The organism is Achromobacter sp. GW823-FHT04E03 (assembly GCF_058796095.1).
The window spans coordinates 466,128-479,469 of the sequence record NZ_JBXAIJ010000003.1 but is presented as its reverse complement, the minus strand read 5'-3'; the positions used below and the strand labels follow the sequence as shown (position 1 = coordinate 479,469).

At 67.3% G+C, this 13,342-nt stretch carries 13 protein-coding genes; 8 read left to right on the top strand and 5 right to left on the bottom strand.

Going from position 1 to position 13,342, the window contains the following annotated elements; all coding sequences use genetic code 11:
• The first annotated feature begins 3 nt into the window (after nt 1-3).
• The gene (locus AC1RHV_RS21805; RefSeq protein WP_054450682.1) at nt 4-825 is read left to right on the top strand and encodes an ABC transporter permease; all 822 of its coding nucleotides are present in this window, start codon (nt 4-6) and stop codon (nt 823-825) included.
• On the top strand, nt 822-2,603 hold the full coding sequence (locus tag AC1RHV_RS21800; protein WP_492301959.1) for a dipeptide ABC transporter ATP-binding protein: 1,782 nt from the start codon (nt 822-824) through the stop codon (nt 2,601-2,603). Before AC1RHV_RS21805 ends, AC1RHV_RS21800 begins: the two co-directional genes overlap by 4 nt.
• A 9-nt stretch (nt 2,604-2,612) precedes the next feature.
• Here AC1RHV_RS21800 and AC1RHV_RS21795 read toward each other — a convergent pair whose 3' ends face one another.
• The 4 genes from AC1RHV_RS21795 to AC1RHV_RS21780 form a co-directional block, all read right to left on the bottom strand.
• Nucleotides 2,613-2,957, bottom strand: a complete 345-nt coding sequence (locus AC1RHV_RS21795; RefSeq protein ID WP_175213962.1) for an antibiotic biosynthesis monooxygenase family protein — start codon at nt 2,955-2,957, stop codon at nt 2,613-2,615.
• Nucleotides 2,954-4,057: a cytochrome P450 family protein gene (locus AC1RHV_RS21790; RefSeq protein WP_492301958.1), complete on the bottom strand. Its 1,104-nt coding sequence runs from the start codon at nt 4,055-4,057 to the stop codon at nt 2,954-2,956. The genes AC1RHV_RS21795 and AC1RHV_RS21790 overlap by 4 nt, the downstream gene beginning before the upstream one ends.
• Before the next feature lie 72 nt (nt 4,058-4,129).
• Nucleotides 4,130-4,990: an NAD-dependent epimerase/dehydratase family protein gene (locus tag AC1RHV_RS21785; protein ID WP_492301956.1), complete on the bottom strand. Its 861-nt coding sequence runs from the start codon at nt 4,988-4,990 to the stop codon at nt 4,130-4,132.
• Between the two features lie 75 nt (nt 4,991-5,065).
• Complete coding sequence (locus tag AC1RHV_RS21780) at nt 5,066-6,712, bottom strand: electron transfer flavoprotein-ubiquinone oxidoreductase (protein WP_492301955.1); 1,647 nt, start codon at nt 6,710-6,712, stop codon at nt 5,066-5,068.
• Between the two features lie 112 nt (nt 6,713-6,824).
• Here AC1RHV_RS21780 and AC1RHV_RS21775 point away from each other — a divergent pair, with 112 nt between their 5' ends.
• The 3 genes from AC1RHV_RS21775 (at nt 6,825) to AC1RHV_RS21765 (ending at nt 8,823) form a co-directional block, all read left to right on the top strand.
• Nucleotides 6,825-7,274 carry an acyl-CoA thioesterase gene (locus tag AC1RHV_RS21775; RefSeq protein WP_054450693.1) on the top strand — a complete coding sequence of 150 codons (450 nt, stop codon included), beginning with the start codon at nt 6,825-6,827 and terminating at the stop codon, nt 7,272-7,274.
• A gap of 185 nt (nt 7,275-7,459) precedes the next feature.
• Nucleotides 7,460-8,158 (top strand): CoA transferase subunit A, encoded by a 699-nt coding sequence (locus AC1RHV_RS21770; RefSeq protein WP_025137174.1) that lies wholly within the window; start codon nt 7,460-7,462, stop codon nt 8,156-8,158.
• Nucleotides 8,159-8,169: 11 nt separating this feature from the next.
• Nucleotides 8,170-8,823: a CoA transferase subunit B gene (locus tag AC1RHV_RS21765; RefSeq protein WP_054450695.1), complete on the top strand. Its 654-nt coding sequence runs from the start codon at nt 8,170-8,172 to the stop codon at nt 8,821-8,823.
• A 44-nt stretch (nt 8,824-8,867) separates the two neighbouring features.
• On the opposite strand, the gene AC1RHV_RS21760 is transcribed toward AC1RHV_RS21765, so the two are convergent.
• Nucleotides 8,868-9,326, bottom strand: coding sequence for a GNAT family N-acetyltransferase (locus tag AC1RHV_RS21760; RefSeq protein WP_054450697.1), 459 nt, complete (start codon nt 9,324-9,326; stop codon nt 8,868-8,870).
• Nucleotides 9,327-9,515: 189 nt separating this feature from the next.
• Here AC1RHV_RS21760 and AC1RHV_RS21755 point away from each other — a divergent pair, with 189 nt between their 5' ends.
• The 3 genes from AC1RHV_RS21755 to AC1RHV_RS21745 are packed head-to-tail and all read left to right on the top strand — an operon-like array spanning nt 9,516 to nt 13,293.
• The gene (locus AC1RHV_RS21755; protein ID WP_054450699.1) at nt 9,516-10,391 is read left to right on the top strand and encodes a MurR/RpiR family transcriptional regulator; all 876 of its coding nucleotides are present in this window, start codon (nt 9,516-9,518) and stop codon (nt 10,389-10,391) included.
• The gene (locus AC1RHV_RS21750; RefSeq protein WP_054450701.1) at nt 10,388-11,368 is read left to right on the top strand and encodes an isoaspartyl peptidase/L-asparaginase family protein; all 981 of its coding nucleotides are present in this window, start codon (nt 10,388-10,390) and stop codon (nt 11,366-11,368) included. Before AC1RHV_RS21755 ends, AC1RHV_RS21750 begins: the two co-directional genes overlap by 4 nt.
• A gap of 44 nt (nt 11,369-11,412) precedes the next feature.
• On the top strand, nt 11,413-13,293 hold the full coding sequence (locus AC1RHV_RS21745) for a dipeptide ABC transporter ATP-binding protein (protein WP_492301952.1): 1,881 nt from the start codon (nt 11,413-11,415) through the stop codon (nt 13,291-13,293).
• Nucleotides 13,294-13,342 lie beyond the last annotated feature (49 nt).

The window sequence follows — 13,342 nt, the reverse complement described above, 5'->3', positions numbered from 1 at the left end:
ATCATGGGCTTTAAACATACCAATGCCGTCCTGGGCGGCGCGCTGGTCGGGGGCGTCGTGCTGCTGGCCCTGGTCGGGCTGGTGTACACGCCGCACGATCCGCTGGAAGGCGATCTGCTGGCGCGCTTTTCGCCGCCGTCGGCGGAGTACTGGCTGGGCACCGATGAATTCGGCCGCGACGTGCTGTCGCGGCTGATGGCGGGCGCCGGGGTCAGCGTGGCGGTCAGCGTGTTTTCCGTGCTGCTGGCGCTGCTCTTGGGCACGACGATAGGCGTCACGGCCGGCTATGCGGGCGGCTGGGTCGATCGCGGCATCACCGTGCTGGTGGAATCGCTGATGGCGTTTCCGGGCCTCCTGCTCGCGCTCGGGATCATGACCGTGCTGGGGCCGTCCAAATGGGGCGTGGTGCTGGCGCTGGGCCTGGCGTATTCGCCGTCGGTGTCGCGCATCGCGCGCGGCGCGGCGCTGTCCCTGCGCCAGCGCGATTTCGTCATTGCCTCGCGCGCCACCGGCCATGGCGGCCTGTGGACCGTGTTCCGCCACGTACTGCCCAACTGCCTGCCGCCGTTGCTGATCTTCGCGACCTCGATCTTCGGTTCCGCCCTGCTGGCGGAAAGCGCGCTGAGCTTCCTGGGCCTGGGCGTGCCGCCGCCGCTGGCCACCTGGGGCGGCATGCTGTCCGAAAGCCGCAACGCCATGGACCAGGCCATCTGGCTGGCGGTGTTTCCGGGCGCCATGATTTCGTTGAGCCTGCTGGGCATCAATCTGCTGGGCGATGCGGTGCGCGATCTGCTGGATCCGCGCATGCGGGGGGTGATGGCATGAGCGCTGCGCAACCCTTGCTGTCCGTGCGCGACCTGGAGATCCGCTTTCCGGGCAAGCGCGACGCCGCGCCGGTGGTGAACCGGGTGTCATTCGATCTGCACGCAGGCGAATCGCTGTCCATCGTCGGTGAGTCCGGCAGCGGCAAGACGCTGATCGGCAAGACGCTGCTGGGCCTGTTGCCCGATTCGGCGCGCATCACCGGCGGACAGGCGCTGTTCGAAGGCCAGGACCTGTTGCAGCAGGCGCCGCGCGACTGGCTGGCGAAGCGCGGCACCGGCATCGGCATGGTGTTCCAGGAGCCGATGGTGTCGCTCAACCCGGCGTTCCGCGTGGGCGAACAACTGATCGAGGCGCTGGTTCTGCGCCGTGGCATGGCGCGCCGCGAGGCCTGGGACGAAGCCGTCCGGATGCTGGAGCGGGTGCGCGTGCGCGTGCGCGACGCGCAGGATTGCATGAAGCGCTATCCGCATGAATTCTCCGGCGGCATGCGCCAGCGCATTCTGCTGGCGGGCGTGATGCTGCTCAAGCCGCGCCTCCTGATCGCGGACGAACCCACCACCGCGCTGGACTGCGTGGTGCAGAAGGAAGTGCTGGACCTGATGTGCGAACTGACGCGCGAGCAGGGCACGGCGCTGATCTTCATCAGCCACAACCTGGCCCTGGTGGCCGCGTACACGCAGCGCGTGCTGGTGATGTGCCGCGGCCGGGCGGTCGAGACCGGGCCGGTGGCCGAGGTGCTGTCGCGGCCGGCGGATCCGTACACGCTCAGCCTGCTGGACGCGTTGCCCAAGCGCGGTCCGGCCCGGCCTGCCGTCGAAGCGGCGCCCATCCTGCAGGTGGACGGATTGGCGATCGACTACTCGGTCCGCGAGGGCTGGTTCCGCAAGCGCGCGGTGCGCGCCGTGCACCGCGCGACGTTCGCGGTGGCGCCGGGGGAAACGCTGGCCATCGTCGGTGAATCGGGCAGCGGCAAGACCACGGTCATGATGTCCATCCTGGGGCTGGTGCCGCAGGCGCAGGGGCGCATCGAACTGGACGGCCAGGCCTTGCCCGCGGGCGGTTCGGGGCAGTCGTGGCAGGCGGCGCGCCGGCGGGTGCAGATGGTGTTCCAGGATCCCTATTCATCGCTGGATCCGCGCATGACCATCGGCGACCTGGTGGGGGAGGGCCTGCGGCTGGAAGCCGGCATGACGGCGGACATCCGCCGCAAGCGCGTGGCCGACGCGTTGCGGGACGTGGGCCTGGGCGAGGACTACGCCGAGCGCTATGCGCACGAGCTGTCCGGCGGCCAGCGCCAGCGCGTGGCCATCGCGCGGGCGCTGGTGCTGCGGCCCGAGGTCATCATCGCGGACGAGCCAGTGTCGGCGCTGGACGTCACCGTGCAGAAGCAGGTGCTGGAGACTCTGATGTCGCTGCAGCGTTCACACGGCTTTGCCTGCCTGCTGATCTCGCATGACCTGGGCGTGGTCGAGCAGATCGCCGACCGCGTGGTGGTGATGTTGCGCGGCCATATCGTCGAAGAAGGCACGCGCGACGAAGTGTTCGACCGGCCCACGCATCCCTACACGCGCCGCCTGTTGCAGGCGGTGCCGGAACTGCGCGGCAACCGGACCGAGGGCTTTCGCGTGGAAGTGCGCGACCTGCTGGCGGGCCCGGGCCGCGACGAGGCCGATTACTTCGATCCCTCGTCCGCGCCGGGCCTGCCCGCAATGACGGCGGTACTCGAATCGGGCGCGACCCACCGGGTGGCGCTGGCGGCAGCCGCGGCCGGGGCCTGAGGCGGGGCCTCAGCCGTGCCGCTCGCGGCTGTCGACGGGCGCAGCGTCGCGCTGGTTCATGCCGTAGTCGCGCAGCACCTGCGCCACGCGCAGGCGGTAATTGGCGAAGACGCCGCCGCGCCCGGCTTCCTGGGCCCGGCGGTGCGACTCCAGCGTGCGCCAGCGCTGGACCGCCGCTTCATCGCGCCAGAACGACAGCGACAGCAGCTTGCCCGGATCGCTCAGGCTCTGGAAGCGTTCGACCGAGACGAAGCCGTCAATGGCCTTCAGCTCGTCGATCAGGCTGGCGGCGATGTGCAGATAGGGATCGGGGTTGCCGTGGGCGGGTTCGACTTCGAATATCACTGCGATCATGGTGCTTGTTCCTCGGAAAAATCAAACTGCGGCACGCGCGCGTTGGGCAGCGGCCGGTAACGGAAACGGGCCGCCAGCGCGGCGGCATCCAGGCCTGCGCGCAGCAGGCGAGTGAGCGCGCCCGCCGCATGCAGGCGGGCCGGAAGGCGGCCCGGGCAGGCATGCCCGAAAGCGCCGAAAGTCCAGTGCGCCTCGGGTTGCACCGTGGCAGCCGCGGCCAGCACCAGCAGCACGGTCTGGCCGGCTTCGATGCGCAAGCCGCAGACGTCCATGCCCGCGGCGAGAAAGCGCCGCGTGTTGTGCAACGGCGGGTCGCTGCGTTCCACGTCGTCCACCAGGGCCAGCGCCGCAGCGTCCGTGAGATCCGCGCGCAGGCCGCGCTGTCCGGCCAGGACGATGGCGTTGCCCAGCAGGCCGGCGCCCGCCTCGCAGGACTGGAACAGCAGGCCGGCCAGGTTGGCGGCCAGCACCGCGGGCGCTATCTCCGCCCGCGCGCCGTCTTCGCGCAGCCGGCGCAGGGCCGGCGCGGCGTCGGGGGCTTGCAGATGCGATTCCAGGCGTGTCTGCAGGCGCTGCGCTGCGGCGTGTCCCGCTTCGATGCGATCCGCCGCTGCGGCGGCGGGCAGCGCGGACAGGAACGCCGCAATATCGGCGGCGCAATCTGCATACAGGTCAGGCGGCAGCCCCAGGAAGGCGGCTTGCGCATGCACCGGCGCGGCGCTCAGGTAACGGTCGACGGCGGCGGCGTCCAGGGGGCCGGGATCGGGACACGCGGGCGTACAGGGCCGCGCCGATTGTTCGCGGAGGTAGGCGCTCAGCAGGGCCTTCACCTGCGTGTGCGTTGCGCTGTCGTTCATGCGCACGAAGCGGCCGAAGAGTTCGCCCGCCGGGCCTGGACACAGCGCCTTGGGCACGGGCTCCGCGGCCGGGCGCACGCGCGCGGCCGGATGCTGCATGATGGCCGCTATCGCGTCCGGATGGCTGGCCACCCACAGGTCCAGCGCCGCCTCGCGATACAGCGGCCGCTCGCGCGCCAGCGCGGCGTAGTACGGGTAGGGGTCGGGGTGAGTGACCGCCTGCAGGGGATGGGCAGGATGCATGGCGATGGCCGGTAATGGATACGGCCGCCAGTATCCGCCAGCCTTGACGGCCACGATTCGATGCGCGGCGAACTATGCCTGCGGCGCGTCCGGGTTGCCTGCCGCCGCCAGCAGCGCGGCATAGCCGAGCCGCGAGTCCGGCCATTGCAGGGTGAAGCCGCTGGCGCGCAGGCGAGCGTTGCTCAGCTTCTTGCTGCCGACGTTGGCCGGCGCCGGCGCCTCGCGCGGCGCGGGGGCGCCGATCAGCCTGGCGAGGTCGGCATAGAGCTCGTGCAGGGGCAGCGGCGTATCGTCGCAGCCTATGTAGACAGGCGCGACGTCGGGCAGCAGCGCCAGATGGACCACGGCCCCCGCCGCGTCGTCGATGTGGATGCGGTTGGCCCAGTGTTCGGGAGCGGTCGGCGCGCCTGCCGCGCCTTGGCGCAGGCGTTCGATCAAGTGCAGGCGTCCGGGGCCGTAGAGGCCCGCCAGGCGCAAGGCGGTCGAGGGCAGGCCGCGGGCCGCCAGCGCGGCTTCGGCCTCGAGCAGGATGCGGCCATTGACGCCCAGCGGCGCGGGCGGCGTGTCTTCGTCGACCCAGCCGCCTTCGTGTTCGCCGTAGACCGCGCTGGACGAGATGAACACGACTCGCTTGAGCGGTGTGGCGTCCAGCGCGTCCAGCACGTGTTTCAGGCCATCGACGAACACCGCGCGGTAGGCGGCGGCTTCGCGCGCGCCGGGCGCGGGCAGGTGGATGAGCCGCGTGACACCCGGGGGCAGGGCGGGCAGCCCGTCGGCGCGGGAGATGTCGCCCCGCAGCCAGCGGATGCCGTCCGCATCCCCGACCGGTGGATTGCGGCGCAGCGCGTAGACTTCGTCGCCGCGCGCCAGGAAACGCCGGGCCGCGCGCTGACCCAGGTCGCCGCAGCCGATAAGGAGTACGCGTTCGGTCATGGAGAGTTCTGCCTGTCGAAAAAAAAAGCGCCCCGCGGGGCGCCTTCGGTGGCCGGGCGCGGGCGTCCGGTAGCGTTACATGCCGCTGTACACGGGCCCTTCGCCGCCTTGCGGGGCCACCCAGACGATGTTCTGGGTCGGGTCCTTGATGTCGCAGGTCTTGCAGTGCACGCAGTTCTGCGCGTTGATCTGCAGGCGGTCCTCGCCGTGGTCGCCCTTGACGAATTCGTACACGCCCGCCGGGCAGTAGCGCGATTCCGGGCCGCCATACTTGGCCAGGTTGACCTGCACTGGCACGGACGGATCCTTCAGCGTCAGGTGGACGGGTTCGTTCTCGTCATGGTTGGTGTTCGAGATGAACACCGAGCTGAGCTTGTCGAAGGTCAGTTTGCCGTCGGGCTTGGGGTAGTCGATGCGCGCGCATTGCGATGCGGGTTGCAGACAGGCGTGGTCGGGCTTGTTGTGGCGCAGGGTCCAGGGCATCTTGCCCTTGAGCAGCAGCTGTTCGACGCCGGTCATCACGGTGGCGATGGTGCGGCCCTTCTTGAACCACTGCTTGAAGTTGCGCGCCTTGTTCAGTTCTGCATGCAGCCAGGAAGACTCGAAGGCCGCGGGGTAGGCGGCCAGCTCGTCCTGGCGGCGGTCAGCGACCAGCGCGTCGAACGCGGCTTCGGCGGCCAGCTTGCCGGACTTGATGGCGGCGTGGCTGCCCTTGATGCGCGAGGCGTTGAGGAAACCGGCTTCGCAGCCGACCAGCACGCCGCCCGGGAAAGTCAGCTTGGGCAGGGCCAGCAGGCCGCCCGCGGTGATGGCGCGCGCGCCGTAGGCGATGCGCTTGCCGCCTTCAAAGGTGCCGCGGATGGCGGGGTGCGTCTTGTAGCGCTGGAATTCGTCGAACGGCGACAACCAGGGGTTGGCGTAGTCCAGGCCCACGATCATGCCCACCGCCACCAGGTTGTTGTCCAGGTGATAGAGGAAGGAGCCGCCGTAGGTGTCGGCGTCCAGCGGCCAGCCGGCGGTGTGGATCACCAGGCCGGGCTTGGATTGGGCCGGATCGACTTCCCACATTTCCTTGATGCCGATGCCGTAGGACTGAGGATTGCGGCCGTCGTCCAGCTTGTAGCGTTCGATCAGCTGGCGGCCCAGCTGGCCGCGCGCGCCTTCGGCGAACACGGTGTAGCGGGCGTGCAGCTCCATGCCGGGCTGGTAATGGTCGGTGTGCGAACCGTCGCGGGCCACGCCCATGTCGCCGGTGGCCACGCCGCGGACCGCGCCGTTTTCGTCGTACAGCACTTCCACGGCTGCGAAGCCCGGGAAGATGTCCACGCCCAGGGCCTCGGCCTGCTCGCCCATCCACTTCACGACATCGCCCAGACGGACGATGTAGTTGCCTTCGTTGTGGAAACAGGGCGGCAGCAGCCAGTTGGGCGTGGTGCGCGCGCCGGTCTCGGACAGGAACATGAACTTGTCATGCGTGACGGGCACGTTCAGGGGCGCGCCTTTTTCCTTCCAGTCGGGGATGAGCTCGGTCAGCGCCAGCGGGTCCATGACGGCGCCGGACAGGATGTGTGCACCCAGTTCCGCGCCCTTTTCAAGTACGCAGACGCCGATTTCCTGATTCTTCTCAGCGGCCAACTGCTTAAGACGGATAGCAGTGGCCAGGCCGGCGGGTCCACCGCCAACCACGACCACGTCATATTCCATCGACTCGCGTTCAGACATTGCAAAGCTCCCCGTATGTATTCCATATATGGCTGGAAGTATTATCGGCGATTGTATTGCAGGCGGAGGCCATGGTTGCCTTCGTATTTCTTTTAGCCATCAGGAGTAATTGGTGAACGCGGACAAAACCTCAGCGCGGATCCTGGCCGTGGGAGATATCCATCAAGTCGAACTGCCTTTGCGGTGGGGCGACTCGGACGCTCTGAATCATCTGAACAATGCGATGTATTTCCGCCTCATGGAAGAGGCCCGGATACAGATACTCTATGGCGCGGGTTTCGCGCTCCCCGCAGATCAGGGGCTCATCCTGGCGCATGCGTCCTGCGATTTTCTGCGGCCGCTGACCTATCCCGCCAATGTGCTCGTGACGCACAAGCTCATGCGCATAGGCCGGTCCAGCGCCGAATTCGAATTGCTGCTGGAGAAGGCGGGCGACGAAGGCGGTCCGTATGCCCGCGCGCGCAACGTGCTAGTCTGGATGGACTATGTGGTCAATGCGTCCGCCCCGTGGCCGCAAGAGGTGCTGTCCAAGCTGGGCGCCATGTTCAAGCCCGGGGCTTGAATCGGCGCCGGCCAAAATAGCGCGTGCGTTGGCCGGCCATGCCGGTAAAATCAGCGCAAAATCAAAAAAGCAATAAGGGCGCGCCACCCTAGGCGCCAGCCGCACAGGACTCCGTACGGTGTTGCTGGGACCGGCGTCGGCAGCCGCGCCCTCTTCAAGTTCGACCTTAACTAGGAGTTGGAGCGATGGACAAGGTTTTTGCAAGCGCCCAGGAGGCGCTGGCAGGCATCGTCAAGGACGGCCAGATGATTGCCGTGGGCGGTTTCGGCCTTTGCGGCATTCCCGAGGCACTGATCGCCGCGCTGCGCGATTCGGGCGTGAAGGATCTCACTTGCATCAGCAATAACGCGGGCGTCGACGGCTTCGGCCTGGGCCAGCTGCTCAATACGCGCCAGGTCCGCAAGATGATTGCGTCCTACGTGGGCGAGAACAAGGAATTCGAGCGCCAGTACCTGTCCGGCGAACTCGAGCTGGAGTTCACTCCCCAGGGCACGCTGGCCGAGAAGCTGCGCGCCGGCGGCGCCGGCATCCCGGCCTTCTTCACCCGCACCGGCGTGGGCACCATCGTCGCCGACGGCAAGGAAATCCGCGAGTTCGATGGCCAGCAGTACGTGATGGAGCGTTCGCTGGTGCCGGACGTGTCGCTGGTCAAGGCGCACATCGCCGACCGCAGCGGCAACCTGGTGTTCCGCAAGACCGCCCGCAACTTCAATCCGAACGTCGCCATGGCGGGCAAGTTCACGGTGGTCGAAGTCGAGGAAATCGTTGACACCGGCAGCCTGGATCCCGATCAGATCCATCTGCCCGGCATCTATGTGCATCGGATCGTGCTGAATGCAACGCCCGAAAAGCGCATCGAACAACGCACCACTCGCCCGGCCTAAGGAGAACAGACATGGCATGGTCCCGCGATGAAATGGCGGCACGCGCCGCGCGCGAGCTGCAAGACGGCTTTTATGTGAACCTGGGCATCGGCTTGCCGACCCTGGTGGCCAACCACGTGCCCAAGGGCATGGAAGTGTGGCTGCAATCCGAGAACGGCCTGCTGGGCATCGGCCCGTTCCCCACCGACGATGAAGTCGACGCCGACCTCATCAACGCAGGCAAGCAGACGGTCACGACCTTGCCCGGCTCCTCGATCTTCTCGTCGGCGGATTCGTTCGCGATGATCCGCGGCGGCAAGATCAACCTGGCCATTCTTGGCGCCATGCAGGTGTCCGAAAAGGGCGACCTGGCCAACTGGATGATCCCGGGCAAGATGGTCAAGGGCATGGGCGGCGCCATGGACCTGGTGGCGGGCGTGGGCCGCGTCGTGGTCCTGATGGAGCACGTGGCCAAGAAAAAGGACGGCACCGAGGACATCAAGCTGCTGTCCGAATGCAACCTGCCGCTGACGGGCGTGGGGGTGGTCGACCTGATCATCACCGACCTGGGCGTGATGGAAGTCACCGAAAACGGCCTCAAGCTGCTGGAAACGGCGCCGGGCGTGACGGTGGACGAGATCAAGTCCAAGACCCAGGCCAAGCTGGACGTGTCGGCAGTCAAGTAATCCTTGCGCCGCACCCATGAAAAACGCCCCTCCGGGGCGTTTTTTTATGCCGTTTCGTCGAGCCGCATCCCCACATGCGGGATGCCGTCCTCGATGTACTCCTCGGTGACCTGCACGAAGCCGTGGCCGCCGTAGTAGTTGCGCAGTCGGGCCTGCGCGCCCAGGTACATGGCGCGGCCGGGCCAGCGCAGGCGTACTTCCTGCATCGCGTGGCGGATCAGCTCGTGGCCCAGGCCCTGGCCGCGGGTCCAGGGGGCGGTGATGACGCGTCCGATCTCGATCTGGCCGTCCTTCAGCGACGGATCCAGGATGCGGCAATAGGCGGCGAGCTTGCCGTCCTGCCAGGCCATCAGGTGCGAGGTCTGCCCGATCAGATCCTTGCCATCCATGTCCTGGAAGATGCAATTCTGTTCAATGACAAAGACTTCCGTGCGCAACCGCAGGATCGCGTAGATCTCGGTCACGGTCAGTTCCTGGTGCGGCTTGCAGATCCAATCGGGCATAGCGTCAATCCGGTGTGGCGGGGTGGGGGCCATTAGGGCGGGCCTTAGCGTACCTCAAACCGACCCCGTTTTATTCGATGCACTGTTACATGTTTTCACGGGTATACCCTTAGTATGAAAATCTATTTTCTTCTCTAAAATTTGTTTGTAAACAGATTTACATAAACTCCCGCTACATCTCCCCCCTCGATGACCAAGGCCGCACTCACGATTGCTGACCGGATCGCCCGGGCCCAGCCCGCGCTGAGCCGTACTCAGCACAAGATGGCCGAGTACGTGCTGGCGCACCAGTTCCGCGCCGCCACCATGACCATCGATGAGTTCGCCGCGGCGGTGGGAGTGTCGGTGGCGACGGCCAACCGCTTCGCGCGCGCCCTGGACCTGCCGGGCTATCCGCAGTTCCGCGCCGAACTCGCGCGCGGCTTCGAGGCGGCGCTGGAGCCAGTGGAAAAGCTGCGCACAGAGCTGGCGCATTCCGCCAGCGCCGTGCAGATCTTCGCCGCCACGCTGGAAGAAGACATCCGCAATGCCCAGCGCAACCTGCAGTCGCTGGACGCCGCCGCCTGCGAGCAGGCAGTGGAGGCCATCCTGGCCGCCGACCGCGTTTTCATCATCGGTTTCGGCGCCAGCGGCTTCCTGGCCGGCCTCCTGCAGCGCGGCCTGTGCATGCATCTGCATTCCGTCGAATCGCTGGCCGGTCCCGGCGGCGTGTCGCACGCGGCGCGCCAGATGGCGCGCATGACGTCCAAGGACCTGGTGATCGCCATCGGCTTTCCCCGCTACCTGGCCGACACGGTGACGTTGGCCGGCGCCGCCAAGCAGGCCGGCGTGCCGGTGCTGGTGCTGACCGACAAGCCCACCTCGCCATTGGCGCCCACGGCTTCCGTCCTGCTGTATGCGTATTCCGCGCGCCAGCTGATTCCCAATTCCGAAACCGCTGCGCTGGGGCTGATCGAAGCCCTGTCGGCCGCGGTGGCCTATCGGGCCAAGAATTCCGTCGCGGCCGCCGCTGGGGTGACCCAGTCCGTGATGCCGTGGCTCATCCATGGAGTAGGTAAACGATGATTCAACCCGTGATTGCGATTCACGGTGGCGCCGGCGCGATGTCCCGCGCGGCCATGTCGCCCGAGAAAGAACAGGAGTACCTGAGCGCGCTGGAATCCATCCTGACCGCCGGCCAGGCCGTGCTGGCCCGTGGCGGCAGCGCCCTGGACGCCGTGACCGAAGCCGTCCGCCTGCTGGAAGACTGTCCGCTGTTCAACGCCGGCCATGGCGCAGTGTTCACCAGCGCCGCCACCCACGAACTGGACGCCGCCATCATGGACGGCGCCACGCTGCGCTCGGGCGCGATCGCCGGCGTGCACCGCGTGCGCAACCCGATCTTCGCCGCGCGCAAGGTCATGGAAAACAGCAAGCACGTGTTCTTCGTGGGCGAGGGCGCCGAAGCCTTCGCCAAGGAAGAAGGCGTGGAACTGGTCGATCCCTCCTACTTCTCCACCGAAGCCCGCCGCGAACAGCTGCTGCGCGTGCAGCGCGAAACGCCGGAAGCGGCGGTGCTGGACCATGACGGCCAGGCGCTGGTCGCGCGCGGCCAGCCCGCACCGGCCGATCCGCTGGACTCGGACAAGAAGTTCGGCACCGTGGGCGCGGTGGCGGTGGACGCCCAGGGCAACCTGGCCGCGGCCACTTCGACCGGCGGCATCACCAACAAGCAGGTCGGCCGCGTGGGCGACGCGCCGCTGATCGGCGCCGGCACCTATGCCAGCAACAAGACCTGCGCGGTGTCCACCACGGGCACCGGCGAAATGTTCATCCGCATGGTCGCCGCCTATGACGTGGCGGCGCAGATGGAATATTGCGGCGCGTCGCTGGAAGCGGCCGCCGACCGCGTCGTGCATGAAAAGCTGCCCACCATCGATGGCAAGGGCGGCCTGGTGGCCGTCGACGCCCAGGGCAATGTGGCCTTGCCGTTCAACACGGAAGGCATGTATCGGGGTTACGCCCGCGTCGGCGAGAAGCCGGTCACCGCTATCTACCGATAAGCGGCGGCGGGTTCGTTTTTTCAGTATTTGGGGAATCAAAAGAGATGGTTGATCGCGCAAACAGCCTGGCGCTGCCGGAAAACCGCGTGGTCCAGGTCGACGACCTGACAGTGCGCTTCGTGGGATCGGAGCGCACGGTCGAAGCCGTGCGCAATCTGTCGTTCCATGTGGACCGGGGCGAGACCCTGGCCATCGTGGGCGAATCGGGTTCGGGCAAATCGGTGACGTCCCTGGCGCTCATGCGTCTGGTGGAGCACGGCGGCGGGCGCATCGCCCAGGGCAGCATGGCCCTGCGGCGGCGCAACGGTTCCGTGATCGACCTGGTCGGATCCAGCCAACGCGAAATGCGCAGCGTGCGCGGCGCGGACATGGCCATGATCTTCCAGGAGCCGATGACCTCCCTGAACCCGGTCTTCACCGCCGGCGACCAGATCGCCGAATCGATCCGCCAGCACCAGGGCAAGGACGCCGCGGCCGCGCGCGCCGAGGCGCTGCGCATGCTGGAACAGGTCCGCATTCCGGAAGCCAAGTCGGTGCTGGACCGCTACCCGCACCAACTGTCGGGCGGCATGCGCCAGCGCGTGATGATCGCGATGGCGCTGGCCTGCAAGCCGGCGCTGCTGATCGCCGACGAACCCACCACCGCGCTGGACGTCACCATCCAGGCGCAGATCCTGCAGCTCATCCGCCAGCTGCAGGAAGAAATGCACATGGGCGTGGTGTTCATCACCCACGACATGGGCGTGGTCGCCGAAGTGGCCGACCGCGTGCTGGTCATGTACCGCGGCGACAAGGTCGAGGAAGGCCCGTCCGAGCAGGTGTTCGCCTCGCCGCAGCACCGCTACACCAAGGCGCTGCTGTCGGCCGTGCCGAAGCTGGGCGCCATGCAGGGCACGGACCTGCCCGCGCGTTTCCCGCTGCTGCAGGCCGAAGGCCAGGCCCAGCCCGAGGCAGCTCCGGTCAGCGCGCCCACCGCGCCGGACGCCAAGCGCGAGCCTATCCTGAGCGTGCGCAAGCTGGTCACCCGCTTCGATCTGCGCGGCGGCATCATGAGCCGCGTGCAGCGCCGCGTGCATGCGGTGGAGCAGGTCAGCTTCGACCTGTTCCCCGGCGAAACGCTGTCGCTGGTGGGCGAGTCCGGTTGCGGCAAGTCCACCACCGGCCGCTCGCTGTTGCGCCTGGTCGACAGCCAGGGCGGCGAGATCCGCTTCGGCGGCCGCGACATCGTGCGCCTGAAGAACACCGAACTGCAATCCCTGCGCCGCGACATCCAGTTCGTGTTCCAGGACCCGTTCGCCTCGCTGGATCCGCGCGTGACGGTCGGCTTTTCCATCATGGAGCCGCTGCTGGTGCACGGCGTGGCCAAGGGTCGCGATGCCGAGCGCCGCGTGGCCGAGCTGCTTGAGCGCGTCGGCCTTCCCGCCGAAATGGCGCAGCGCTATCCGCACGAATTCTCGGGCGGCCAGCGCCAGCGCATCTGCATTGCGCGCGCCCTGGCTTTGAATCCCAAGGTCGTGATCGCGGACGAATCCGTGTCGGCGCTGGACGTGTCGATCCAGGCGCAGATCGTGAACCTGCTGATCGACCTGCAGCGCGACATGGGCATTTCCTTCCTGTTCATTTCGCATGACATGGCCGTGGTCGAGCGCGTCAGCCACCGCGTCGCCGTCATGTACCTGGGCCAGATCGTGGAGATCGGGCCGCGCCGCGCCATTTTCGAGAATCCGCAGCACCCTTACACCAAGAAGCTGATGTCCGCCGTGCCGATCGCCGATCCGGCCCGCCGCCACATGAAGCGCACGCTGTTGTCCGACGAAATCCCCAGCCCCATCCGCAAGCTCGGCGACGAGCCCGTGGTGCAGCCGCTGGTGCAGGTCGGAACGGATCACTTCGTCGCCCGGCATCCGGTCGGCGGAGCGTATTGAGTCAGTTGTCGTACTTGTTTTTCTTCCACCAAACCCCCTAATTCCTTTT